Annotated in this window: 31 protein-coding genes and 4 pseudogenes; 14 read left to right on the forward strand and 21 right to left on the reverse strand. The window is 34.4% G+C overall.

All coding sequences use genetic code 11. The features are described from left to right. Positions 1-140: 140 nt before the first annotated feature. From R2I74_RS04485 to tnpC, 3 genes are read left to right on the forward strand one after another with little or no spacing between them, the layout of a single operon-like run. On the forward strand, positions 141-482 hold the full coding sequence (locus tag R2I74_RS04485; protein WP_316354172.1) for a transposase: 342 nt from the start codon (positions 141-143) through the stop codon (positions 480-482). Then, on the forward strand, positions 476-826 hold the full coding sequence (tnpB, locus tag R2I74_RS04490; protein WP_316354173.1) for an IS66 family insertion sequence element accessory protein TnpB: 351 nt from the start codon (positions 476-478) through the stop codon (positions 824-826). The genes R2I74_RS04485 and tnpB overlap by 7 nt, the downstream gene beginning before the upstream one ends. Before the next feature lie 11 nt (positions 827-837). Then, positions 838-2,397, forward strand: a complete 1,560-nt coding sequence (gene tnpC, locus R2I74_RS04495) for an IS66 family transposase (RefSeq protein WP_316354174.1) — start codon at positions 838-840, stop codon at positions 2,395-2,397. 32 nt (positions 2,398-2,429) lie between these two features. On the opposite strand, the gene R2I74_RS04500 is transcribed toward tnpC, so the two are convergent. The 5 genes from R2I74_RS04500 to R2I74_RS04520 form a co-directional block, all read right to left on the reverse strand. Further along, positions 2,430-2,642 carry a transposase gene (locus R2I74_RS04500; protein WP_316354175.1) on the reverse strand — a complete coding sequence of 71 codons (213 nt, stop codon included), beginning with the start codon at positions 2,640-2,642 and terminating at the stop codon, positions 2,430-2,432. 17 nt (positions 2,643-2,659) lie between these two features. Beyond that, a protein-coding gene (locus R2I74_RS04505; protein ID WP_316353078.1) for an IS5 family transposase occupies positions 2,660-3,489 on the reverse strand; the annotation gives its coding sequence in 2 pieces (ribosomal slippage) (positions 2,660-3,099 and positions 3,099-3,489; 831 coding nt in all). Further along, the gene (locus R2I74_RS04510) at positions 3,479-3,727 is read right to left on the reverse strand and encodes a hypothetical protein (RefSeq protein WP_316354176.1); all 249 of its coding nucleotides are present in this window, start codon (positions 3,725-3,727) and stop codon (positions 3,479-3,481) included. Before R2I74_RS04510 ends, R2I74_RS04505 begins: the two co-directional genes overlap by 11 nt. Positions 3,728-3,781: 54 nt before the next feature. Beyond that, positions 3,782-3,937 carry a helix-turn-helix domain-containing protein gene (locus R2I74_RS04515; protein WP_316353265.1) on the reverse strand — a complete coding sequence of 52 codons (156 nt, stop codon included), beginning with the start codon at positions 3,935-3,937 and terminating at the stop codon, positions 3,782-3,784. Between the two features lie 20 nt (positions 3,938-3,957). Next, on the reverse strand, positions 3,958-4,266 hold the full coding sequence (locus R2I74_RS04520) for a helix-turn-helix domain-containing protein (protein ID WP_316353007.1): 309 nt from the start codon (positions 4,264-4,266) through the stop codon (positions 3,958-3,960). A 66-nt stretch (positions 4,267-4,332) separates the two neighbouring features. Between R2I74_RS04520 and R2I74_RS04525 the strand changes: the two genes are divergently transcribed. The 3 genes and pseudogenes from R2I74_RS04525 to R2I74_RS04535 all read left to right on the forward strand — a co-directional run bounded on the left by R2I74_RS04525 (position 4,333) and on the right by R2I74_RS04535 (position 6,735). Continuing rightward, positions 4,333-4,749 (forward strand): hypothetical protein, encoded by a 417-nt coding sequence (locus R2I74_RS04525; RefSeq protein WP_316354177.1) that lies wholly within the window; start codon positions 4,333-4,335, stop codon positions 4,747-4,749. 83 nt (positions 4,750-4,832) lie between these two features. Further along, on the forward strand, positions 4,833-5,864 hold the full coding sequence (locus tag R2I74_RS04530; RefSeq protein WP_316354178.1) for an autotransporter outer membrane beta-barrel domain-containing protein: 1,032 nt from the start codon (positions 4,833-4,835) through the stop codon (positions 5,862-5,864). A 163-nt stretch (positions 5,865-6,027) separates the two neighbouring features. Continuing rightward, positions 6,028-6,735: pseudogene (locus R2I74_RS04535) on the forward strand (IS6 family transposase). Between the two features lie 69 nt (positions 6,736-6,804). Here the strand turns inward: R2I74_RS04535 and R2I74_RS04540 are convergent. From R2I74_RS04540 to R2I74_RS04555, 4 genes are all read right to left on the reverse strand, one after another. Beyond that, entirely contained in the window at positions 6,805-7,104 is a 300-nt protein-coding gene (locus R2I74_RS04540; protein ID WP_316354179.1) for a hypothetical protein, read from the reverse strand. Then, on the reverse strand, positions 7,091-7,360 hold the full coding sequence (locus R2I74_RS04545) for a hypothetical protein (protein ID WP_316354180.1): 270 nt from the start codon (positions 7,358-7,360) through the stop codon (positions 7,091-7,093). The genes R2I74_RS04540 and R2I74_RS04545 overlap by 14 nt, the downstream gene beginning before the upstream one ends. 260 nt (positions 7,361-7,620) lie before the next feature. Further along, positions 7,621-8,259, reverse strand: coding sequence for a DNA-3-methyladenine glycosylase I (locus R2I74_RS04550; RefSeq protein WP_316354181.1), 639 nt, complete (start codon positions 8,257-8,259; stop codon positions 7,621-7,623). A gap of 70 nt (positions 8,260-8,329) precedes the next feature. Then, positions 8,330-8,734, reverse strand: coding sequence for a recombinase family protein (locus tag R2I74_RS04555; RefSeq protein ID WP_458693311.1), 405 nt, complete (start codon positions 8,732-8,734; stop codon positions 8,330-8,332). Between R2I74_RS04555 and R2I74_RS04560 the strand changes: the two are divergent. Beyond that, positions 8,707-9,536: pseudogene (locus tag R2I74_RS04560) on the forward strand (IS5 family transposase). The gene R2I74_RS04555 and the pseudogene R2I74_RS04560 sit on opposite strands and share 28 nt — an antisense overlap. Here the strand turns inward: R2I74_RS04560 and R2I74_RS04565 are convergent. The 4 genes from R2I74_RS04565 to R2I74_RS08205 all read right to left on the reverse strand — a co-directional run bounded on the left by R2I74_RS04565 (position 9,493) and on the right by R2I74_RS08205 (position 11,452). Further along, positions 9,493-9,822 carry a recombinase family protein gene (locus tag R2I74_RS04565; protein ID WP_458693308.1) on the reverse strand — a complete coding sequence of 110 codons (330 nt, stop codon included), beginning with the start codon at positions 9,820-9,822 and terminating at the stop codon, positions 9,493-9,495. The pseudogene R2I74_RS04560 and the gene R2I74_RS04565 sit on opposite strands and share 44 nt — an antisense overlap. Before the next feature lie 3 nt (positions 9,823-9,825). Next, the gene (locus R2I74_RS04570) at positions 9,826-10,224 is read right to left on the reverse strand and encodes a PIN domain-containing protein (RefSeq protein WP_316354182.1); all 399 of its coding nucleotides are present in this window, start codon (positions 10,222-10,224) and stop codon (positions 9,826-9,828) included. Further along, a complete protein-coding gene (locus R2I74_RS04575; RefSeq protein ID WP_316354183.1) occupies positions 10,221-10,478 on the reverse strand; it encodes an AbrB/MazE/SpoVT family DNA-binding domain-containing protein in 258 nt (85 codons plus the stop codon). Before R2I74_RS04575 ends, R2I74_RS04570 begins: the two co-directional genes overlap by 4 nt. 797 nt (positions 10,479-11,275) lie before the next feature. Next, positions 11,276-11,452, reverse strand: a complete 177-nt coding sequence (locus R2I74_RS08205; RefSeq protein ID WP_394355857.1) for a transposase — start codon at positions 11,450-11,452, stop codon at positions 11,276-11,278. Positions 11,453-11,733: 281 nt separating this feature from the next. On the opposite strand from R2I74_RS08205, the gene R2I74_RS04580 reads away from it, so the two are divergent. Both R2I74_RS04580 and R2I74_RS04585 read left to right on the forward strand, forming a co-directional pair. Continuing rightward, a complete protein-coding gene (locus R2I74_RS04580; RefSeq protein ID WP_316354184.1) occupies positions 11,734-12,969 on the forward strand; it encodes a type IV secretory system conjugative DNA transfer family protein in 1,236 nt (411 codons plus the stop codon). A gap of 242 nt (positions 12,970-13,211) precedes the next feature. Further along, entirely contained in the window at positions 13,212-13,445 is a 234-nt protein-coding gene (locus R2I74_RS04585; protein WP_316354185.1) for a hypothetical protein, read from the forward strand. Here R2I74_RS04585 and R2I74_RS04590 read toward each other — a convergent pair. The 3 genes from R2I74_RS04590 to R2I74_RS04600 form a co-directional block, all read right to left on the reverse strand. Next, entirely contained in the window at positions 13,381-15,411 is a 2,031-nt protein-coding gene (locus R2I74_RS04590; RefSeq protein WP_316354186.1) for a M3 family metallopeptidase, read from the reverse strand. The two genes, R2I74_RS04585 and R2I74_RS04590, sit on opposite strands and share 65 nt — an antisense overlap. A 392-nt stretch (positions 15,412-15,803) precedes the next feature. Then, positions 15,804-16,241, reverse strand: a complete 438-nt coding sequence (locus tag R2I74_RS04595; RefSeq protein WP_316354187.1) for a Dps family protein — start codon at positions 16,239-16,241, stop codon at positions 15,804-15,806. A 9-nt stretch (positions 16,242-16,250) separates the two neighbouring features. Beyond that, positions 16,251-17,117: an Rpn family recombination-promoting nuclease/putative transposase gene (locus R2I74_RS04600; RefSeq protein ID WP_316354188.1), complete on the reverse strand. Its 867-nt coding sequence runs from the start codon at positions 17,115-17,117 to the stop codon at positions 16,251-16,253. 287 nt (positions 17,118-17,404) lie between these two features. Here R2I74_RS04600 and R2I74_RS04605 point away from each other — a divergent pair, with 287 nt between their 5' ends. Together R2I74_RS04605 and R2I74_RS04610 are read left to right on the forward strand one after the other, a co-directional pair. Continuing rightward, positions 17,405-17,629, forward strand: a complete 225-nt coding sequence (locus R2I74_RS04605; protein WP_394355823.1) for a dTMP kinase — start codon at positions 17,405-17,407, stop codon at positions 17,627-17,629. Between the two features lie 109 nt (positions 17,630-17,738). Then, on the forward strand, positions 17,739-19,013 hold the full coding sequence (locus tag R2I74_RS04610) for an IS256 family transposase (protein WP_316354189.1): 1,275 nt from the start codon (positions 17,739-17,741) through the stop codon (positions 19,011-19,013). Between the two features lie 119 nt (positions 19,014-19,132). Here R2I74_RS04610 and R2I74_RS04615 read toward each other — a convergent pair whose 3' ends face one another. Then, entirely contained in the window at positions 19,133-19,666 is a 534-nt protein-coding gene (locus tag R2I74_RS04615; RefSeq protein ID WP_316355231.1) for an IS630 family transposase, read from the reverse strand. Further along, positions 19,605-19,958, reverse strand: a complete 354-nt coding sequence (locus R2I74_RS04620; RefSeq protein WP_316353116.1) for an IS630 transposase-related protein — start codon at positions 19,956-19,958, stop codon at positions 19,605-19,607. The genes R2I74_RS04615 and R2I74_RS04620 overlap by 62 nt, the downstream gene beginning before the upstream one ends. Positions 19,959-20,155: 197 nt before the next feature. On the opposite strand from R2I74_RS04620, the pseudogene R2I74_RS04625 reads away from it, so the two are divergent. The 3 genes and pseudogenes from R2I74_RS04625 to R2I74_RS04635 all read left to right on the forward strand — a co-directional run. Next, positions 20,156-20,853: pseudogene (locus tag R2I74_RS04625) on the forward strand (IS5 family transposase); the annotation flags it as partial. An 81-nt stretch (positions 20,854-20,934) separates the two neighbouring features. After that, the gene (locus tag R2I74_RS04630) at positions 20,935-21,939 is read left to right on the forward strand and encodes an IS701 family transposase (protein WP_316354190.1); all 1,005 of its coding nucleotides are present in this window, start codon (positions 20,935-20,937) and stop codon (positions 21,937-21,939) included. Between the two features lie 6 nt (positions 21,940-21,945). Continuing rightward, positions 21,946-22,083 (forward strand): annotated as a pseudogene (locus tag R2I74_RS04635) (IS5/IS1182 family transposase); the annotation flags it as partial. A gap of 50 nt (positions 22,084-22,133) precedes the next feature. Here the strand turns inward: R2I74_RS04635 and R2I74_RS04640 are convergent. The 3 genes from R2I74_RS04640 to R2I74_RS04645 form a co-directional block, all read right to left on the reverse strand. Further along, on the reverse strand, positions 22,134-23,540 hold the full coding sequence (locus R2I74_RS04640; protein WP_316354191.1) for a cryptochrome/photolyase family protein: 1,407 nt from the start codon (positions 23,538-23,540) through the stop codon (positions 22,134-22,136). 68 nt (positions 23,541-23,608) lie between these two features. Continuing rightward, the gene (locus R2I74_RS08210) at positions 23,609-24,076 is read right to left on the reverse strand and encodes a TspO/MBR family protein (protein WP_394355824.1); all 468 of its coding nucleotides are present in this window, start codon (positions 24,074-24,076) and stop codon (positions 23,609-23,611) included. A 163-nt stretch (positions 24,077-24,239) separates the two neighbouring features. Further along, the gene (locus tag R2I74_RS04645) at positions 24,240-24,419 is read right to left on the reverse strand and encodes a recombinase family protein (protein ID WP_316354192.1); all 180 of its coding nucleotides are present in this window, start codon (positions 24,417-24,419) and stop codon (positions 24,240-24,242) included. Positions 24,420-24,476: the final 57 nt, after the last annotated feature.

Consider the following 24,476-nt stretch of genomic DNA (forward strand, 5'->3'; position numbering starts at 1 on the left):
AGTTGATTCCAAGCGTAACAAGCCATAGTTACAATATCTTCATATGCACCGTAACATTGGTTGTAAGCGTCCAGGGAAGGCGGTCTAGTAAAATAAAAAACTTGGAGTAATATTTCTTAATTAACAAATCGAGAAATATTATGAGTTTTAAAAGAACGAAAGTATCACGCGAGATCAGGGAGCAAGTGCTACACGAGTCGATGCAAGTTGGTTGCGATGTCGAATTACTTGCTAAAAAGCATAAGTTATCACCGCAAACAATCTGTAAATGGCAGAGAAGTTACAGGAAGCAACAAAAAGTCGAGAATTTAGAGCAACTGAGAAGTCAATTTATCGAATTACCCGTGCTTCCTATTACAAAACCCTCTAGCCTTAAAAAAGTAGAATTACTATTTGATAATTATTCTTGCTGTATTGAAGGTAGAATGAATAGCGCCCAGCTTCTAAAATTAGTTCAATTATTAGAAGGTGAGCCATGCTAAATGTAGAAAGCGGCAGCAAGATTTATCTCTGCACCGGTCACACCGACATGAGAAAAGGAATTAACGGCCTCTCTCTACTTGCACAATCGGTAATATCTGATAAATTAAATACAGGCGCTCTTTTTGCTTTTCGAGGAAAAAGAGCTGATAGAATAAAAGTGTTATGGTGGGACGGTCAAGGTTTTTGCTTGTATTATAAATGTTTGGATATCGGCAAATTTGTCTGGCCGAAACTTGATGAACAAAAATCGTTAACAATTACACGAGCTCAGCTAGCAATGCTAATCGAAGCAATTGATTGGAGGAACCCCGTTCGTCATGACGCCCCTTTATGCGCTGGTTGAGAAGTTATTGAATGCAAATTGATATTGATAAATTACCTACGGAAATAGAATTATTACACAAAATAATTGCTACTTTGCATGATAAGAATCATTTACTCTCAACGGAAAACGGTGAATTATTAGATCGCATCAATATCCTCAAAGAACAATTAGCAGTTCTTAAAGCTAAGAAATTCGGTAAATCTTCTGAAAAACTAGATAGACAAATAGATTTGGTAGAAAAAGCTTTAGAAGAACAAGAATCTTTGCTTGGCTTTGAGTTAAAGGGCGATATTACCTTGGAAGAAGATTCGCAAGCAAAAGGTAAGGCTAAAAGAAAAAAGCTGCCGGAACATTTACCGCGAGAAGATGTAATCTTAGAACCGGAGTCTAAATGCGCAGCATGCGGCGGAGAAAAATTCCGTACTATCGGCGAAGATATTTCGGAAGTCCTTGAACACATACCGGAATCCTTCAAGGTTATTAGATACATAAGACCGAGATGTGCTTGCGCTACTTGCGACAACATTGTTCAAGCATATACACCTTCAAAAGTGATAGACAAAGGGAAACCCGGCCCGGGATTATTAGCTCATATATTTGTACAGAAATTTTGCAATCATTTACCTGCATATCGCCAATCACAAATATACTCAAGAGAAGGGATAGAATTATCAAGATCAACTATATCAAGTTGGTTAGGGCAAGGTGCTAAGCTACTAGAACCGTTAGCGGAGAAAATCAGGGAATACATATGCGCGGCTAATCAAATTCACGGTGACGATACTCCGGTTAAAGTGCTGGATCCCGGCAAGGGTGAAACCAAGACCGGAAGAATTTGGGTATATGTAAAAGACGGCAGACCTATCAACGACACATCACCTATTGCCGCATGTTATTTTTATAGTCCCGATCGCAAAGGTGCAAGACCCGAGGAACATCTCAAAGATTTTACCGGTACGCTGCATGCGGATGCTTACTCAGGATATAATAAATTATATATTAACGATGATAATCCCGATGCAACGATTAATGAGGCAGGATGTTGGGCGCACGTGCGACGTAAATTCTATGATATTACTATTGCCAACGACAAGGCTAATATTGCATTTGCGGTACTTGAAAAGATTGGAGAAATTTATCAAGTAGAGTCTGAAGTAAGAGGATTAGATCCCGGGAAAAGATTAAAAACTCGACAAGAAAAATCGGTAAAATTAGTAAACGAACTATTTGCCGGATTTAGAAAAGCATATAGTCAACTGCCTAAAAAAAGCAGTACGGCTCAAGCTATTGCATATGCTACTAATAACGAAAAAGCTCTCAAAAGATTTGTAGATGACGGCAATATCGAGATTGATAATAATGCAGCGGAGCGGGCGCTTCGGTCTGTTGCGGTCGGTCGTAAGAATTGGTTATTTGCAGGTTCCGATAACGGTGGCAAGACCGCTGCTATTATTTACACCTTAATTGAAACAGCTAAGCTCAATGATATCAATCCGGTAAAATATTTGCATAAAGTGTTTGACGTGATACAGGATTATAATTCTACCAAGATGGAAGATCTTCTGCCCTGGAATATTAAATTGGAATAATTTTAAAAATCAAGAGCGGGTTGCCCGGACGCTTACCATTGGTTAGACAAGAAATGATTTTTGATCCACTCCCAAACTTGTTCCATTGCATTAAGTTCTGGTGCATAAGGCGGAAGCGGTATCAAAGTGATATTGCTTGGAACAGTTAGTTTTTTGGCTGTGTGCCAACCTGCATTATCCATTAGTAAAGCTATATGTCGGTTGCTTTGAGTAGTGAGAGAAAGGTCTTCTAAGAATTTATTCATTAGACCTCTTTCGAAACTCATTTACCAAGATCCCAATTATATAAACCAGCAATTAAATTGAACCTAAGACCAAATCTTTTGCGTCTATTTCGATATTTATCAGCAATTATTTTAAAACGCTTTAACATACCTATAACATTTTCATTTAATACTCTGTCACTTGCTAAACTTCTATTATTTTTCTTATCTTCTTTGGTTAAAGCATTCTTTTTACTCTTTTTCTTTGGTAGCTCAGAATTTGTATGAATCTTCTGTAAGCCTTGATAACCAGTATCAGTAATCACTTTAACCTCAGGCAGTATATGGGTTCTTGATTCTTTAAATAATTTAAAATCATGACGCTTACCATTGGAAAAAGAAGTGCATATGACTCGTTTGCTTTTCTTATCTACTACTATTTGAGTCTTTAACGTATGTCTTTTCTTTTTACCTGAGTAATAGTATTTCTGTTTTTTTGGGGTCGCTCTATAGGGCTTTCTGTAGCATCTATTAAAACTAATTCATACTCCATACCGCTTTTAACTAGAGCCTTCTTACCTGGAAGAGCAAAATCCGGATGTTTTATTAGAGTGTCTTCAACAAAACGAATTGTTTTAAATGCACTGCTTTCGCTAACCCCATAATTCTTAGCTATATGAAAATAGGTACGGTATTCCCTTAAATATTCAAGTGTCATTAATAGGCTGTCTTCCATACTAAGACTAGCTCTTCTGCCACCTTGGTACCTCCTATTTATTTGTTTCTCTGTCTTTAAAATCCCTACCATCTTTTCGAATGTACTATTTCTTACCCCAGTTAATCTTCTAAAATGCTCTTCCGATAAAATGCTTAAATTTTTATATCTCATATAGTTCTAAATTAAGTAAATTCGACTTTATAGCATATTTAGTCCAGTTTCGAAAGAGGTCTATTGCCCGTGTGTTGGCATATGGTAAAATTAATGCAAAAGATTCTCCCGTATCATGGCAAGCAGCTCCGTAAATGTATGTTGAAATGAATTGCTGTTGCCGAACTTTACGGGGTCTAGTGCCGCGTTTAGCCCATATACGAGTTAAGCTACCCTTGTTGCCCAACTCGAGTTTCATCCTGAGACCATATATCAACGTTACATCTATCGATATTTTTTGGTAATAATTCTGTTAACATGTCTGGGAAGTTTTTTTATATGTATTTTGAGTCTCTTGATTTGACTTTGGATGCATTGAACGAGAAGTAATCCAGCTAAAACCAAGGCGATGCATAGTATTGTAGACTGTTTTTAAAGCGCATTTAGCGCCATATTCCTCAAGCAACATGTTATGTAGCTCCTTTGCGGTTATATACCGCCAGTTTCACTTTCACTGAGCATATTGATTTTATCAAAAAGAGCAGATTTTTGTAGAGTGTTAATCTTCCTAGGAGCGCCGCTTCTTTGTGATTCAAATAAACCTTCAAAACCATGATTTCTAAATCTTCTGAGCCATGATTGCACGGTTTTCCAGTGCAACTTCACTATTGCAGATATGGCTTTAAAAGATTTGCCTAATTGAAGGTGATACATCGCCAATAAACGTATGCGATTCCGACCATGCGGCTCATGTTTCATCATTTTTATAAAATCATGATCATGAAAACCTAGCGGCAATATTAACTTAGCTATTTGAGTACCTTTTATCCGTTAAAAATCCATTTTAGGCCACCGCGTTAATTATTGCAATTGGTATTATTACTAGCAGATGGTACTTTACGTTTTACTGGATCGCCAATAATTAACACTACCTTTGATAGCGCAAGCAATAAAGGTGGACATATTATGATAGGCGATGGGAATAATGCTGTTACGTTTGATTTCTCTGGCTCTGACAATATGCAAATAGTATTAACTGCAAATAGTACATTGCCTGCAGTTGGTAATAAATATCAATATACTTTATTTGCAACTAAGAATAATGGTATAGTAACTCCAATTATAGATAATAGTAAAATATCTTTTATTGCCAATGAACAACATCGATACCTCACCTGGTTCTATAATCCTAGTACTTATGTAATCTCAAGTCAAACTGATGTTAGTTCGTTACCACAAAATGTAGCAAATAATAATGGCTCTTCAGCTGCTCAAATATAGCTCAAGCATTAGTAACTTCTGTTAATAGTCAAGACAAGGTATCTCAAGCAGCAAGCATTCAAATCATCAATAATTTAGGGCTAATGACTTCTGCAGCAGAAACAACCGCTATAGAAAAGATTGTGCCTAACAGTAGTGGTGCTGTAGCTCTAATGGAAGCAAGTGATATTAGTGGACGTGATATTAGCGATAGAGTTTTAGGTAGTATTCCAATAGATATAAATCTAACTGAGGGTGAAGGGGTTGCAGCAGGTGATCATGACATTACTAAATATGGAACGTGGATTAGCCCATTCTATCAGAAGGCAATCCAGAAAAAATATAATAACAATCCCGGTTATAAGGTAGAGAATTATGGAGGTACAATAGGTTTTGATACTATGGTAAGTGAACACTTAACATTAGGACTTGCGTGGTCTTATGTTAAAGCCGATCTTAAACATCAAGGGATAGACGGTACAGATAAGGGGAATACTACTACTAACCTATTTTCCTTATATGGCTTAACTGATATGGCGCATAATTATTTTATTTCAGGGCTAGCAGCTGTAGGCTTTAGTAAAGTTAATAATCTTGAAGAACGTCGGATTACCAATAATCTAGTTCAAATGGCTCAGAGTAAATATAATTCAAGAATTTATTCAGGCAAAATCTTGGGTGGAAAACAATGTAAATTAGGAACCACCAAATTTACTGCGGTTCCAATGTTAGGATTAAGATATTCAAATTTTAAAGACGGTAGTTACCAAGAAACTGGAGCTTCAATACAGAATTTGTCAGTTGCCAAGAAATCAAGCTATAACTTTGAATCAATAATAGGAGCTAAAATTATTACAAGCTATACCACTAAAAATAATTTTATACTTACTCCAGAAGTATCAGCATTTACCTATATTAACCTTAAGAATAAAGCTCCTATAACTCATATATCTAATGCTGCATTCTCTAATTCTGTAAGACTTGAAGGAGCAAAAACCAGCAAAGCTTGGTATAGCCTAGGCACAGCATTGGGCATTACTAAAAATAGAGTGGAATGCAACATTGCTTATGAAGCGCAGTTAGATAAGAAATATATTGGTCACCAAGGTATATTAAAAATCAGAGTAAACTTTTGACAGCTCTGTCGCATCTGTAAAGCGTCTTCTGCCTTAATCGACAAAACTAGAGAACGTTCAACAAACTGTGTCAAACCAGAAACAATAATTTGTAATAATAAAAAATGGCGCTGTTGCAAATTCTGGTTTTGTAGATATGCTTCAGAGAAAACTATGATCTTATATGAACTTGTTCAAAGGGCGCCACTTTAAATACGATATAATCATATGGGCAGTACGTTGGTATTGTAAATACGGTATTAGTTATAGAGATTTAGAAGAAATGCTAACCGAACGTGGTGTAGAAGTAGATCATTCTACAGTTTACCGCTGGGTTCAATACTATGCTCCTAAGATACTGAGCAAGCTCAAGTGGTACTAGAAACCTAGAACAGGTTTGAGCTGGAGAGTTGATGAGACTTATATTAAAGTTAAAGGTAAGGGAGTTTATCTTTATAGAGCTCTAGATAAAACTGGAGATACTATTGATTTTTATCTATCTTCTACTCGCAACGCAAACGCAGCTAAGCGTTTTTTAGGCAAAGCCTTAAAATCTATCCCTGAATATGCCCATCCAAAAACTATCAACACAGATAAAAACCCTTCTTATGGCAGAGCAATTACCGAGCTAAAAGCAGAAGGAAGATGCCATATGGGCCTAGAGCATAGACAAGTAAAATACCTAAACAATATTATCGAATCTGACCATGGTAAACTGAAAAGGCTGATCAAACCTACTTTAGGATTCAAGTCAATGAAAACAGCTTATGCTACCATAAAAGGATTTGAGATAATGCGTATTTTTAAAAAAGGCAGGTTTAATCACTGGAAATATGGCCAAGGAATTCAAGGAGAAATTCGTATCATCACTGATAATCTATTGGGTTATTAAAAGGCTCAATCACTACTATAATTCCTAACTCCTAAATATTTGCAACAGCGCCTTTCAATTTAATAGCAATTATTTGTAAGCGCTGTCATGATCCGTATGTAAAGTGAGCAGGCGCAGATAAGAATCTTCTCTTAGAGCTAGAACTCTATATTTTTGCGAGAATCTAAAAGAGTAAATGCGATCATTATTTTTTGTAGTTTTGGATATAATAGCTTCCCACTTTAGTCCTTGATCGCGATATAACTCATCCCAATTAAGATTACTTATTTTTCTTAAAGTTTTGATCAATGCTAGTTGCTCATTCTTTTGAAGAAAGAATAAATCTTTTTGAAAGTCAGGATTGTTTAAGTCTATTTTAATTTTTGTCATTTTCAATTTTTCTAGCTATTTCTTCCAAATTGTTGCTTGGCTTATTATTTTCTGCCCAAGATAAGGCTTTATCTAATTTAGCTAAATTATTTGCCTGATATAACCATTTTTCTGAATCTGCGATAAATTCTCCCTTTTTTATAAGCCAAGTGCCGTTATCTAATTGGTCTATTAATACCATTTGACCAGCAAATTCTTTACCGAGAGATAACTGACCGTTATTTCCTATTACTTTTACTTGTTGATGTTGAGACATGATAAAACTCTAATATAATACTTTAGGAATTTACTATAGCACAATTATACTAAATTAACAATCTCAATGTAGCAAAAACACAGGATTTTGATATCTCAAAACAAAATTGCATTTTCTAAGTATTTTATTCTAAAAACCTATTTCAAAACTACTGCCAATAGACTTTATAGAAAAAAACCAAAGCATTTATGTTTTTGGAGCATATTTTTATAAAATTCTAAAGCGTATCATTTACATATTAACAATCAGATATTTCGTAGTTAGTCATTAAACAATTTATCAGAATTAGACAAACTATCAGACATTTGTTTGTGGACAAAGCAATCTTCCATATGATCATTTACCATACCGGTAGCTTGCATATGCGCATAAATAATTGTTGAGCCAACAAAACTCATGCCACGTTTTTTTAGGTCTTTGGATAATAGATCAGATTCTAAGGTACGAGCAGGTAAATCTTTTATTGTTCTAGGAAAATTACACTTAGGTTTACCATCAACAAATTGCCATATATAATCATCAAAAGAACCAAATTCTTTTTGGATAGTAAGAAATACTTGAGCGTTCTTTCTAGCAGCAAATACTTTAAGCCTATTTCTGATAATTCCAGTATTTGTAAGTATAGATTCCAACTCTTCATCATCCATAAGAGCTACTTTGTTGGGATCAAATTGTTTAAACAACTCGCGATAATGCTCACGGCGTTTGAGTATAGTGTACCAACTCAAACCTGCTTGTGCTCCTTCAAGAATTAGCATCTCAAAATGTTTATTGTCATCATGTACCGGCACTCCCCACTCTAGGTCGTGGTAATCTATATAATCAGGCTTATCTAAAGGTACCCACGAACATCGGTTGTTTGGAACATTAATTGTAGACTTAGATGTATCTAATGCCACGAGAGATGGAATTAAGTTTTTCTGATTTTTCATTTTTATCGATAATTATAGGTACTAGTTAAGATGATATTTACACATGATCTGCACTTTTACTAGGCTCAGCAGGAATATAATTATACAAGGTACGCCTAGAAATGTTAAGTTCGCGAGCAATTTTAGCTTTTGTAATACCGAGAGTGATTTTTGATTGTAATAGAGTGACCTGCTCTTGGTTAAGGACTGCGGCTCTTCCTTTGTAAAGTCCCTTCTTTTTTGCTAAGCTAATACCTTCCATTTGCCTTTCTTTAATCAAAGATCTTTCAAATTCTGCGAATGCCCCCATTACTGATAGTGATAGATTAGCCATTGGGGAATCGTCACCGGTGAAGATTAGATTTTCTTTAATAGACCTCTTTCGAAACTGGACTAAATATGTTATAAAGTCGAATTTACTTAATTTAGAACTATATGAGATATAAAAATTTAAGCATTTTATCGGAAGAGCATTTTAGAAGATTAACAGGGGTAAGAAATAGTACATTTGAAAAGATGGTAGGGATTTTAAAGACAGAGAAACAAATAAATAGGAGGTACCAAGGTGGCAGAAGAGCTAGTCTTAGTATGGAAGACAGCCTATTAATGACACTTGAATATTTAAGGGAATACCGTACCTATTTTCATATAGCTAAGAATTATGGAGTTAGCGAAAGCAGTGCATTTAAAACAATTCGTTTTGTTGAAGACACTCTAATAAAACATCCGGATTTTGCTCTTCCAGGTAAGAAGGCTCTAGTTAAAAGCGGTATGGAGTATGAATTAGTTTTAATAGATGCTACAGAAAGCCCTATAGAGCGACCCCAAAAAAACAGAAATACTATTACTCAGGTAAAAAGAAAAGACATACGTTAAAGACTCAAATAGTAGTAGATAAGAAAAGCAAACGAGTCATATGCACTTCTTTTTCCAATGGTAAGCGTCATGATTTTAAATTATTTAAAGAATCAAGAACCCATATACTGCCTGAGGTTAAAGTGATTACTGATACTGGTTATCAAGGCTTACAGAAGATTCATACAAATTCTGAGCTACCAAAGAAAAAGAGTAAAAAGAATGCTTTAACTAAAGAAGATAAGAAAAATAATAGAAGTTTAGCAAGTGACAGAGTATTAAATGAAAATGTTATCGGTGATAAATTATGTTAAAGCGTTTTAAAATAATTGCATCGAAATAGACGCAAAAGATTTGGTCTTAGGTTCAATTTAATTGCTGGTTTATATAATTGGGAGCTTGGTAAATGAGTTTCGAAAGAGGTCTAATGAATTTAATTTGTATGTTTTGTGAGGTGAGTGTTTTTACAATCTTTCTAAGGTCATCAAGGTTACGTGCTAATCTATCCATAGAATGAACGATAATTATATCATCTTCCCGTACATAGCCGATTAGTTCTTCTAGAGCAGGGCGGTTGGTATCCTTACCAGAAGCTTTATCTATAAACTTTTTGTCTAACTTAATGCCTTCTAACTGCCTCTCTGGATTTTGGTCAAAGTGACTTACCCTAATATAACCTACTGTTTTTCTGGCCATAGTTTAAAGCCTATCCTTTTTGTTACTAACGTTCATCAATTTTTGGTCAAAAGAAAGAATATCTAGACCAGCCAGCCCTGCTTTCGCAATAAGCAAACAATCTACTATATGCAGATTCTGTTTATGATAAAGATCAAGAGCTAGTAATAATGATGCTTTATCTTCACAAACAACTCCCTTGTAAGCGAGAAGTTCAGATAATATTTCTGATATTTTATTTTTAGGAACTTTATAAAATGATGACAGGACAAAAACTATTTCGGTAAAAACTGTTTGCTCAAGAATTAAAAATATTTTACCGGTTTGTACTTGTGTAAAAACCTCTTTAGTTTTTGCTAACATTTCTTTGTTATCTCCTAATAGGTAACGAACAACAAAATTAGTATCACAATAATATTTCATTCTTCACTCGTAAAATCATTAGTCTTAGCTAAAATAGTATTTTTCCAAGCCTTTTCTCTTATTTCCTCCAAAGATAGATCTGTATCTTTGGAATAAGAAGCAAGACTACTACCCAACTCATGTATTGGAGTAATTAGAACTTGATTCTGATCATTAATAATTAAAGATATGATATTAGTATTAAGAGCGTTACGAACTTTTTTAGGTAGAACTATTTGCCCTTTAGAGGATATTGTTACCGTGCTTACATACATATAGATAAAACATATTATATTTATAGTGAAGATATTATAACAATATACACATAAACGCAAGTATTTACAACATGCATCTATTTTGTAAAACTATAATAAAAAGTAAAGTATAATCATTAAAGTAAGATATAAATTATATAGATTACTTTTAAAAGAAAAAAGTGCAATATGGATATTTATAATCTAAGACAGGTGTACAGAACTGTATATAAAAAGTTAAATGTACTCTAGATACACGTAAGATAGCGAGTAGGGTGTATGGGTATTTGAAGTAGACTCCAAATACTCAGTATTTTTGGAATTGTTGTCCTTTGTTAAGAGGGAGGTTTTTTGGAGAATTGCTAGGAGATATCTGGGCTCTTTCAGCAATAGTAGAATGGCTAAATTTTTGGATCATTTGTTGTGCTTGTTCTTGGGGCGGTATAATTTTGTTTGTTGCGAATTTCCTTTATCCATAGTTTGGAATGGCTGTGTTTATCATGTCTTGAATTTGCTTCTCTTGCATTTTTAAAGCTACATCAAGGATAGCTGGATCTTTGTATAGCTCATTTCGATCATTTATTAAGCTTTGAATTTTCAATTAATTAAAAGTAGATCACATTGCCTAGCAATATTTAAATTGCTGCAATCTTTGTCAATCATATTTTTTCTAATTTCCAAGTCCAAACAATGCAGATTTTTTAGCCAGTCACGCTCAACGCTTAACTGACCTATTTGTTCATATAATTATTTTATCAATTCTTGATTGTTCGGATCCTTTGTTGCCGGCTTAATTTGAAAACCGCTGACTAAATTTTCTATACTTCTTTTTTCCACACTTGTATTTGCGTTGCATGAACACCGTATTTGCTGCTAATTTGAGCTATCGTCATTTCAGCTTGTATTGCTTCTAAAACAATTTTCGTTTTTTCTGTTGCACTATATTGCTTTGCTTTTTTAGATATATAATTTCCTTTTTTTTGTCTTGAAATTATATCTCAATTTACAATTTTAGTAGTCCAGTTTCTGGGTACCATTATAGCCTTATTCTGGGCATGAATCTAGGCAATCGCTAGAGATACACTCAAAACTCTCGCTTGCTGATTCTCAAGAAGCATATAATGAAATTATTGGCAAATCTCCTGTAAAATAAAATAGAAGACATTAGACGGTGTTAACAAAGGTAGTATTTGATACGAAGAAATAAAAGCAATAGAATATAAAGTTAAAAATATGCTACAATCTAAATATTATATTAATAATCCGAGAGTATATTATGGCTGATGATAATTTTCTAAGAAACACAGACGGGCTAATTATTGGGGTTGATGAAAAGAATAATTTTTACAGGGTTGCAGGTTATCAACATATTTTTTTAATGGCTCCAACTGGTAGCGGTAAAGGCGTGAGTTTTGTATTACCAAATTTATTATCTTCACAGGAATCGGTAATTGTTCATGATATCAAAATGGAAAATTATGTTATAACAAGCGGTTGGAGAGCTTCACAAGGGCAAGCAATTTATATGTTTGAGCCATTAAATCCAGAAGGCAAAACCCATTGCTATAATCCTTTGGATTTTATCAGCAAAAACTCTGATCAAATGTTTAATGATATTCAAAAAATTGCTCATATACTGCTACCTGATCATTGTCATTCTTGCCATGCAGAGATTAGAAATTTATTTATCGCTATTGTTTTATATATTATGGCTTCTCTTGAGAAAACTAAGTCATTCGGAGAAATTTACAGAATTCTTATGGGAAACGTGTCTGAAGAATTAACAGCGGCTTTAAAACTAAAAATATCTAATGCAGGCCTAGATTTGATAAATAATTTTTTAAATAAAGAGAAAGATGAACGCACTCATATTACTAGCTCTCTTGCGTCTCATATTGAACTCTGGGGCAATCCATTAATAGATTATGCAACATCTAAATCAGATTTTAATCCTGCTGATTTTAGAAAAGAAAAAGCTACTCTTTATGTGGGGCTGCATCCTGCGGATATAAAGAGGCTTCGTCCTTTGATGCAATTTTTTTACCAACATATAGCACAAAGCTTTTGTGCGTCTTCAAATAGTGAAAAAGATACTCATGGCGTTTTGTTTATATTAGATGAGTTTCCAACTCTTGGGAAAATGGATATATTTACTGATTCTATTCCATATTTTAGAGGGTACAAGGTTAGATTACTAATGATAGCTCAGAATTTAAACGATGTTAAAGCTAGCTATTGCGAGAAGGGGGCAAATAGTCTTTTATCAAATTCTACTTTTAAAGTTGCTTTTACAGCAAATAATATTGATACTGCGAATTTTGTATCAAATCTAGCTATAGATAGGGTAAAAAAAGAGGTTTCTATATCGTGGCAAACTGTTATGAGTATAGGCCTAGATGAGCAGATTATAATTACAGATAATGAGCAACCGATTATTTCAAAAAAACTACGCTATCATGATTTTCCTGAGTTTAAAGATAGAGTAATTGAGCCGGCTAAACTTAAGTTTTAGATATAAGTAAAATATTTGACCTTGCCCCAGTTTTTCATTAGAAGAGGAACTATTAATGTTAAGAACCACAATATTTTATGGTTTTATCCATCACATCATAGACTAAAACAAATAAAGTGACAACTACAAAAGTAAAAAGGGAACGAGTTGCCAGAAAAATAGAGCTACCGTCACCGGAGGCCGAATAGTTAAGTTTACTCATGTTTATATAATCTCGGTTTTCTGTGGGATAGGGCTTTACTATGAGCCTATTTGTAGGTTTATTAGCATTCCCGGATTCTGCAACTCAGAGTTTAGCTAAAATAGGAGTGATAGTAGAGTCTTTAAGTTCGGTAGTTCTAGCAATTTTATTTAATACAATAGAAAAATACGTATTTTTTGATTATCTCATCCAAATCAGTATCAAAGTCATTACTCTATCCCACTATATTTCAGCAAGGCATCTACTTTTGGTTTTCTCCCTCGAAATTCTATAAACAAATCGATAGGTTTACGAGAGCCACCTTGCTCTAATATACTCTTTAGGAATAATTGACCCGTTTTTTTATTCCATATCCCATCTTCTTCAAACTTACTAAACGCATCGCTAGATAGTACCTCAGCCCATTTATAGCTATAATAACCAGCAGCATAACCACCAGCAAAAATAAGCGAGAAACTATTTTGGAAACGATTGTAGCTAGGAGGCGGTAACACAGACACTTCGCTCCTAACATCCTCTAGCACTTGCCCAACGGTTTTTTCTGAATCCTTACTTCCATGCATGTGAATTCTAAAATCAAATAGAGCAAACTCTAGTTGTCTTAGCATTGTTATTGCGGAATTATAGTTTTTAACTGCAATCAATTTATCGAACTCACTTCTAGGTAAAGGCTTACCAGTTTCAACATGCCCTGACATAGATTCAACAACCTCCCATACATAAGTCCAATTTTCCATAAATTGACTTGGTAATTCTACAGCGTCCCATGGCACATTTGTTCCTGCTACGCTAGGGTAATCAACCGTTGTCAGTGTATGGTGTAGCATGTGTCCAAATTCATGGAACAAAGTTTTAATTTCGTTATGAGAAAGTAAAGCCGGCTTACTACTGTTTGATGGAGGGAAATTGGTTACCAAGAAAGCAACTGGTATTTGCATTAAACCACTATATTTCATTCTTGAGACAAGGCCAGACTGCCAGGCGCCGCTTTGCTTGAAATTTCTAGTAAATAAATCAACGTAAAATTTGCCTCTTAAATTCTGCTTATTGTCATAAATTTCAAATAGTCTGACAGATTCATCCCATTTACTGAAATCCTCTACTTCCTTGATGTTAATGTCGTATAAGCGATTCACCAAATTAAATAAACCTTTAAAAACCTTATCTTCTGAAAAATATGGTCTTAAATCTTCTTCAGAAAAGTTGAAATGTATTTTTTTATAACAAGCTGAGTAATAGGTATAATCCCAAGGTGAAAAATTGGTGATACCATCATGTTCTTGTGCAAACAGCTTAAGGCTTGCAATCTCTCGAATACCTTGGGGTTTTAAGCGATCAGCAAGATCTTTCAAGAAATCCATTACTTCTTTAGTCGTGTCAGCCATCTTAGGGGAGAGGGAATATTCAGCATAATTTTTATAGCCAATTAACTGAGCTTTCTCTTGCCGCAATGCTAGAATTTTATCTATTAAATCACTATTATCGAATTGCTTTGCTTCTGCTTCCTGTGAAGCGCGAGTATTATATGCACGGTAAAAGATCTCTCTTAAATCCCGATCTTTAGCGTAGGACATAACTGCTTCATAGCATGGATAATCTAATGTCAGCACCCATCCGTCTTTGCCATCTGTTTTGGCTTTAGCAATAGCTGCCTCGATAATATGTTTCGGTAAACCATCAAGCAGAACTTTTTTTTCAGTAGTAATATGATACGACCAACTTTGCGTAGCATCTATTACGTTTTTAGAGAAATTATTACTAAGTTCGCTTAAAGCACTGTTTATTTCTTTAAGGCGAGCTTTCTTCTCTATATTTAAATCTATGCCCGCATCTTTGAAGTTTCTGATAGCGTTATCTATGCTAGTTTTTTGTGCATCATTGTAAGAGTTAAATTCCGTGCTGTTTCTAAGATTTTGAAATAAGTCATATAATTCTTTGTTTTGGCTTAAGTCAGTATAAAAATCAGAGAGTTTTGGTAATATTACCTCGTAGGCGTTTCGTAGCTCGTCTATATTGTTTACAGCATTAAGATGGCTAATCACGTTTTTGGCAAAACCTAATCTTGCTCCTTCTTCATCTAACCTTTGTATAGTATTAGTCCATACAGGCTTTGTTACCTTACTGACGCTGTTTAGCGTGTTTTTAAAAGATTTTATTAATTCATCGATAGCAGGAGCAAAATGCTCTGGTTTGATTTCGTTAAAATCAGGCAGTTCACCGTGGGTTAATAAAGGGTTCATATTAGGCTCTTTAGATTTTGCAAATGTGGTTAGGCTTAAAGTAAAAAAGAAAACAAGGAGAGTTTTCAATATTTTCATAAGCTGTATCCGACAGTGAATATTCTCATATTTCTTTAGTCTTTATATAATTTTGAAGAAAAAAACTACTAATGACATTGCTTCGTATTTTGATTGAAGATTCAAGGAGTAGAACAGAATTTATAAATGTTTCAGTCCTTTATGATTTCAAAACAAATTTTGTTTTTAGTTTTTAGTCGCAAATAATTAACAGTCTATTATAATTGGTTTTATAATAATGGTCTGTTATAAATTGTACAACGCCTTAAAATAGACCGGGGTTTGCTGGTCTACGTGAAGTATACTCATAATGACATCAATACGTAGAAATAGTGTTATATGCTGCTGTTTAACATCCATGCGGCTTTACGATGAAATGTTAAGCGTTCGATCATAAAATCGGCTACTACCTCATCTCCTGCCTTTTGAGCTATTTCAAGTGCTTGTTGTAAAGTTTTTTGGATTACTGTCTGATCGGCTGCTAATTCTTCAATCATCTGCTGTGCAGAGATATTTTCATCGCCGGATTTAATAGAAGTATTTTTTATATAAGCTTCAAACGTAGCCGGGGCTTTCTTACCTAACCCCCTAATAAGTTCAGCTACTGTGTCAATAGCTTTTGCAAGATCAATGTACTGCTCTTCGAATAATAAATGAAGTTCTCTAAAATTTGAGCTCTCAACATTCCAGTGATAGTTTTGAGTTTTTAAATACAAAGCATAATTATCAGCAAGTACGATCTTAAGTACTTCTACTACAGCTTCATCAGTCATAATACCTTCTTAGTCTTTAAGTTTGTTAATTTCTTCTATAGTTAAGCCGGTAGAAGCAGCAATCAAATCATTTGTTAATCCTGACTTAAGCAAATTTTTGGCTATTACGATCTTTTCTTCAGCCCTACCTTCAGCTCTAGCCTTTTCTCCATATTTTTTTAGACTATTAGCTTCTATTCTAAGCCACTTAAGGTGCTCTTCATAAGCTTCTCTCTCAGCATCGGTAAAGTTCATCACTTCCAGCACGTTGATAGCTTTTTTAAGCTCAGGATTGTCTAATATTTTAGGCAAGTTATCGGTTCTTAATAAATCATTTCTCGTTAGAAATGCTAGCCATACGTCGAGGGAGTTTTTTACTTTTACGATTATATCAGATAATTCTTCATTAGAGTTATCGGTGAATTTCTTAAGCTCAATAGTATGAAGCTCTAAATCTTTAAAGTAGAGTAAGCCGCTATCTTTTTCGGTAATATGAAACACGTTATGATACTTGGCTGCATCAGGAATTGAAACAAAATTAAGGATATGGATACCTATAGCTTTAGAAAGCAAAGAATAGTCTTCGGCTACTCTTAACTGTTCGGTATATAATTTAGCCCAGTAATATAAAGCTCTTTTATCGTAATCTGCTTCGTCACTAATTTGAATTTCAATATTAAATCTTTTACCGTCAATACCTTTTGCTTTAATGTCTAGCACCGATAACTTATCTCGGTAAAAGTTTTGTGGATTGTATGGGTTAAGTAGAGTTAAATCGACTACTTGGTCTTCGTTGGATACGATAGAATTTATTAGAGAAATAAGCAGGTCTTTATTCTCTTCTACTCCGAAAATTTTCTTGAACGCGACATCCACGCGCGGCGAAATTCTATTCATAATTAACTTATTTTACTGTATATAAACATGGCTCTAGTATAGCATAGGTAAGCCTTATAAGCTAGAGAATAACAATAAGTTTATGTATCAAATTAATAATTTGAAAGAAGTAAAGTAAGCAATATATAAAAATCAAGAATTAGCAAAGTATTAATAAAAAATCAATGCACGCTTACGCTGTAAACGCATTGATTTTTTATTAATGCTTCGCTTTTGCGCTTGAAAGAAAAAGGCAAGCCTTTTTTAAGGGCGCTGCTAGAACAACCTTAACCTAAGCACAGGGTACTATGATAAAAACAACTAATAATACAGCAAACCAACAATCAAACTATAAAGGTAAGTTCATCAGCTTTGAAGGAATAGAGGGCAGCGGAAAATCTACTCAAGCAAAAATGTTGGCAGAGTACCTAGAATCTAAAGATGTTCAAGTAACATTAACTCGAGAAATCGGTGGTGTAGATACTGCTGAATCCATTAGAGAGAGGACGTTCAACAAACTGTGTCAAACCTAGAAAGATAATTTTTTAATGATAAAAAATTATCTTTGCAACCGATTCAGGATAAAGATAAATTAATAAGTAATTTATCTTTATAAACTGTACAGAAAGCAGAGAGTTTGACATGAAGAAGAATATAAACAGTAATAATTTAACTGAAGTTAGTTTAGCGCAGCAAGTAACAAATTTACCTTCGACACAAAATGAGGCGTTAGCCGAGATTGTTAGGGGTCTCTATCAAGGCAAACCATTACTTGGTAAAGGTGGGCTGTTAACAAATTTAGTTAAAGACTTAACACAAATAGCTTTGCAAGGTGAGATGGATTCTCATTTAGAAGAAGAGACGCTTGAGCAAGGCGGCAACCGCAGAAATGGCGTTGCTACTAAAACTATGAGAACTGGTAGTGGTGCCTTTGAACTTGAAGTACCCAGAGATCGCAACGGTAGTTTTGAACCACAATTAATTAAAAAACGCCAAACAATATTAAATGAGGAACTTGATAATAAAATACTAGCCCTTTACGGTCTTGGGACATCCTATGATGGGATAGCTAATCACTTACAAGAAATTTATGGGGTAGAAGTATCGGCAGCTACTATCTCTAGTGTAACTGATAAACTAGTGCCAATGCTAAATGAATGGCGAGCAAGACCGCTTGAATCGGTATATGCAGTGATGTTTTTAGATGCAATGTTTTTTAAAGTAAAGCAGGATAATAAAGTCATCACTAAAGTACTCTATAATATTATGGGCATCAACAGTTCAGGATATAAAGAGATACTGGGATTTTATCCCGCTGAATCAGAAGGAGCGCATTTCTGGCTTTCAGTATTAAATGATTTAAAAGCACGAGGAATTGAAGATATATTGATTGCCTGCATAGATGGTCTCAAAGGTTTTCCGGAAGCGATCAGTACGGCATTTCCTAGAACTGAAGTACAGCTTTGCATAGTACACCAAATTCGTAATTCATTAAAAAATGTTGCCAGTAAGAACCAAAAAGAATTCATGGTAGATTTAAAAACTGTCTATCAGGCAGCAAGTAAGGATTCTGCTGAGTATAATCTATTACAACTTGACGAAAAATGGGGTAAAAAATATCCAATGGTTATAAAATCCTGGCAACAAAATTGGGATAATTTAACCACTTATTTTAAGTACTCGAACGAGGTAAGGAGGCTGATTTATACTACCAACCCTATAGAGGGTTTTCATCGTCAAGTCAGAAAATATACCAAAACTAAAGGCTCATTCACATCAGAAAACGCCTTGTTTAAATTGATGTTTTGCGCTATAAAACAAATTACAGCTAAATGGAATATGCCGGTACCAAATTGGGCTTTGGCAATTTCTCAGCTGGATATTTATTTCCCAGACAGACTAAAATTTAGGAGATGATTTTTAAAATGACACAGTTCACCGAACACTCCCATTAGAGATATTGTAGTAAACCAGAATCTACTACCTATGTCTGAACAGTTCTGTGTTATTACTATAGCTAAACCCCTATAAAACGGTTATAACATGTACTTTTCAAACAGAGTGTCTACGTCACAGCGATATTTCCTTCTTCTAGATTTAGCTTGAGCCCATTTTGGTTCAATAGGATTCAAATCAGGAGAATAAGGCGGTAAGTACTCCAATATATGACCAGCTTTTTCTATCATAGTTTTTAAATACGGACTTTTATGGAAACTTGCATTGTCTGTCACAACCACGGAATTATTAGGTAATTTCGGTATTAAATCTTGTTCTACCCAGCTGTTAAAAATAACTGTATTAACATTGCCGTCAAAAATTGACACGGTTAGCAGCGATTTACCTACTAATGCCCCTATAACATTAGTTCTTTTTGACGGATGCCAATCATGAACACCATAACACCTCTTGCCTTTTGCCGAATATCCGTGAGTTCTAGGCGCGCTATGGACAAACCCGCTCTCATCGGTAAAGACAATAACTTTTTCCTCTGCCTCGTACTTTTTTATCTTATTCTGAAATTCTAACCTCTCTTCTTCTTTTGCCTTCGGATGTTTTAAAGCTTTTTTTATACGTAATGTTCAACTTCTTTAATGCTTTTTGTATTCCAGATTTACTCACTCCTAACCGCTCAGCTCTTTCATATTGATACGCGTCACTATATTGCACCACGTCTTCTCTCAATTTATCAATCGGTATTTTTTTCGAAGCTCTATTCCTATTCTTTAGAGGAGATATTTTTTTAGTCCATACAAATACCGTGTTTTTTCCTACTCCAAAACGTTTTGATATTGATTCAAAACTCATCTTCTCTTTTTCTTTGATAGCCAGTACTTTCTTTCTAAAATCTATCGAATATGTCATAACAATTATTTTAATTATACCCTTTGATTATAACCGTTTTATAGAGGTTTAGCTATATAAACATCAATAATTAATCTCTCTCTGTTGCTTAAGTTTCAATAGTGCTGTTTTTTATCAAGCAACCTTTTTTGTAATAGACCTCTTTCGAAACTGGACTAAATATGTTATAAAGTCGAATTTACTTAATTTAGAACTATATGAGATATAAAAATTTAAGCATTTTATCGGAAGAGCATTTTAGAAGATTAACAGGGGTAAGAAATAGTACATTTGAAAAGATGGTAGGGATTTTAAAGACAGAGAAACAAATAAATAGGAGGTACCAAGGTGGCAGAAGAGCTAGTCTTAGTATGGAAGACAGCCTATTAATGACACTTGAATATTTAAGGGAATACCGTACCTATTTTCATATAGCTAAGAATTATGGAGTTAGCGAAAGCAGTGCATTTAAAACAATTCGTTTTGTTGAAGACACTCTAATAAAACATCCGGATTTTGCTCTTCCAGGTAAGAAGGCTCTAGTTAAAAGCGGTATGGAGTATGAATTAGTTTTAATAGATGCTACAGAAAGCCCTATAGAGCGACCCCAAAAAAACAGAAATACTATTACTCAGGTAAAAAGAAAAGACATACGTTAAAGACTCAAATAGTAGTAGATAAGAAAAGCAAACGAGTCATATGCACTTCTTTTTCCAATGGTAAGCGTCATGATTTTAAATTATTTAAAGAATCAAGAACCCATATACTGCCTGAGGTTAAAGTGATTACTGATACTGGTTATCAAGGCTTACAGAAGATTCATACAAATTCTGAGCTACCAAAGAAAAAGAGTAAAAAGAATGCTTTAACTAAAGAAGATAAGAAAAATAATAGAAGTTTAGCAAGTGACAGAGTCAGGACTTCCGCAAGACTAATGAAATTAGATAAGAATCGAGATATTATGGGAGTATAATGTAATTTAGATTGTGAGTATAAGATGACTACAAGAATAGATTATTGTCAGTATTTATTATCGAGCCAGACAAATTATACTATTACAAATTTTGCTGATCATGTAGAAGGTTTAAGCGACGACAGGGTCAGAAGATATCTAGCGAATGCTAAATTATCACCAAGATTAATATGGGAACACGGTAAAGAAGAGATTATCTTCAGCGCTAACGGCAAGTTGCTATTTGACGATAGCGTATTAGATAAAAGTTACTCGAATAATATAGATGAAGTCAGGTATCAATATAGCGGCAATGCCAAGGAAGTAATAAAAGGCATAGGTATTGTGACCTGTGTTTATGTTAATCCTAAAGAGAATAAGTTTTGGATAATAGATTATAGGATATTCAATCCCGATAAAGACGGTTTAACTAAAATAGATCACGTTAAAGAAATGCTGCGTAATGCTCATTATAGCAAAAAGGTTGCATTTAACACAGTACTTATGGATAGTTGGTATGCGACAACCTCGATTCTACTTCAAATAGAAACTATCGGTAAATATTACTATTGTCCTATCAAAAGTAATCGTTTAGTAGACGATAGCAACGGTAATAAGGCTTACTGTAGAGTTGATTCTTTGGATTGGAGTACTGATGATATTAGCAACGGTAAGATTATCAAGATTCATAAATTTCCTAAAGATCATAAAGTGAAATTATTCAGAGTAACTGTTTCTACCAACAGAACTGACTATGTCGTCACAAACGACATGGCTCAAAATTCGCTTGATGCTGTACAACAAGAGTATGGCTTCAGGTGGAAGATTGAGGAATTTCATCGTGAAGTCAAGCAAGTCACCGGTATTGAAAAGTGCCAATGTAGAATAGGAAGAATACAGAGAAATCATATAGCTTGCGCTATCATGGTCTGGAATTGTTTGAAAAAAGCTGCAAATGCTGCTTCTAGCACCGTATATCAGCTAAAGAGCGGGTTATTAAGGAACTATTTAATCCAGGAATTAAAGAGCCCTGTCGTGCGATTTGCGTAAGTCCTGAGAGTATTAAATGAAAATGTTATCGGTATGTTAAAGCGTTTTAAAATAATTGCTGATAAATATCGAAATAGACGCAAAAGATTTGGTCTTAGGTTCAATTTAATTGCTGGTTTATATAATTGGGAGCTTGGTAAATGAGTTTCGAAAGAGGTCTAATGTAGATGCATCGACCACTTACAACTTTCCAACTATTTAATGCTGTTATAAGCTTGTAGAGCTTTCTCTCTTGAATATTTCAGGTCAATTATAGGGTTGGGATAATTCTGTCCTAATGTAATTCCTGCTTTTTTTAAGACAGAGCTTGGTGCTTCCCAGATATTAAAAAGAAATTGTTTCGGCAATTTATTTAATTCAGGGATAAAGCGGAATATATAACTCCCTTCCGGATCAAATTTCTTTCCCTGTAATGTTGAGTTAAATATTCGAAAATATGGAGCAGCATCAACGCCAGAACCTGCAACCCACTGCCAACTAGCACTATTATTGGCAAGGTCGGCATCTAATAAGCAGTCCCAAAACCAGTCTCTTCCATGATGCCAGGGTAAAAGTAAATTTTTAACTAAGAAAGAGCCAACAATCATACGAACACGATTATGCATATAGCCGGTTTGCCAAAGTTCACGCATTCCAGCGTCTACAATAGGATATCCAGTTTCTCCTTTTTGCCATGCACTTAATAAAGTTGTTTGATCTCTCCAAGGAAAATAATCAAACTTAGATTGAAAGTTTTTGTCCGGCAATTCAGGAAAATGGTATAGTAGATAATAAGAAAATTCCCGCCAGGTTATTTCACGTAGAAAATGTTCTAGATTTCTATTGCTTACTTTGTTGTGAATATTGTAAACGATTTGCCGTGGTGAAAGTTCTCCAAAATGTAGATGGGGAGAAAGATAAGAAACATTTTGTTTATCAGGAAAATCTCTTCCTTCTTTATAATCATTAATGCCGTTTTGTAAAAAATATTCTAGCTTCTTATAAGCCGCTTCTTCCCCTATTTGCCAATGAGATATTACTCCCTCGCTCCAGGTTGATGTTGGTAATAATTTTAGAGAGTCTAGGTCTAAACATTCTATCCTTTGGTTAGATATCATTAATTTATATGGTTTACTAATTGGGTTGCCGGTAAGAAAACCTTTTAAATAAGCCTTTTTATAAAACGGAGTAAATACTTTATAAAAACTATCATCTTCTTTAAGTAGCTCCCATGGTTCTATTAACAAGGATCCATTAAAACTATGAGCTTCAACCCCTAATCGTTTTAGCATTTCTTTGATAGCTTGGTCACGCTTGATTCGCCAAGGTTCGTAACAACGATTCCAGTATACTGCCGAGATATTATGTTTTTGTAAAAGCTGAGCAATAACTTCTTTAGCATCGCCTGTGAAAATACGTAATTTATACTCTAAAGATTCGTTGAGTTTTTCTAAAGAATGATGTAACCATATACGGCTAGCAGAACCAATTTTATATTTACCGGCGTTTTCGTTATCAAGTATATATATAGGAAGAATTTCCCCTTTATTCGCAGCTGCAAATAAAGCAGGGTTATCAGATATTCTTAAATCTTGACGGAACCATTGGATTATTAAGCTCATATAGTAGTTTTACTTGTCATTTCTTTATATGTTTCATTACATAATATATGTAAATTATTTCTAAATAATTAGATATTGGCTTTACATATTATCAAATTTAGATAACCAGCAAAGCTCACCCACACTATATAAGGAATTAAAGTATATGCTATTAGTCGGTAATTGCACCATGATTTAAGGATTATACATAGAGTTATAAAAAATATTATTATAATAATTACGAGAGACCAATACGTTAAGTGCAAGCCAAAAAAGACTGGAGTCCACAGCCAATTAAATACTAATTGGCTAAAATAAGATATTAAGAGGTGAGATAAAGCCGGTACTTTTCTGTTAGACCAGAGGTAAGCCCCTAATAAAGCTAGTAAAATATATAACAGATTCCAGACTATAGGAAACGCTAGATTTGGCGGGGTAAAAGAAGATTTAGTAATAGAATCATACCATTCCAGATTAGCCTTGCTTATTTGACCTAGGCCGAAACCTATCAATTGAAAAATAAAGACCCATAATAGATAATAGTTTAATTTTCTCATTTTCCCTTTTAAGAGTTGATTATAATCATCTAGAGCTCTGCCATCATTCGAAGTTAGGTGTGCTACTTATTAATTTGTTTTACCTTATAAACCATACCTCGTGATATTTCTAAATCTTTGGCAATTTGAGTAGGGCGCTTACCCTCGAGCAGATGTTCTCTTATTACTGATCAATGGACGGCGGCCTACCCTTATAAATACCCTTGCTTTTTGCCGCAGCAATACCGTCAGCTTGTCGTTCACGGCGCAAGTTAGTTTCAAACTCAGCGAAGACGCCGAGCATATCAAAGAATGCTTTACCTGTTGCAGTTGAGGTATCAACCGGCTGCTCTATGGCAATCAAGTGGTGTCAACGCAAAGTTAAAATGTCAGGTTATGGGCAATACAGAAATGTCGTGTT

The organism is Candidatus Trichorickettsia mobilis (assembly GCF_963422225.1).
GTDB lineage: Bacteria > Pseudomonadota > Alphaproteobacteria > Rickettsiales > Rickettsiaceae > Trichorickettsia > Trichorickettsia mobilis_B.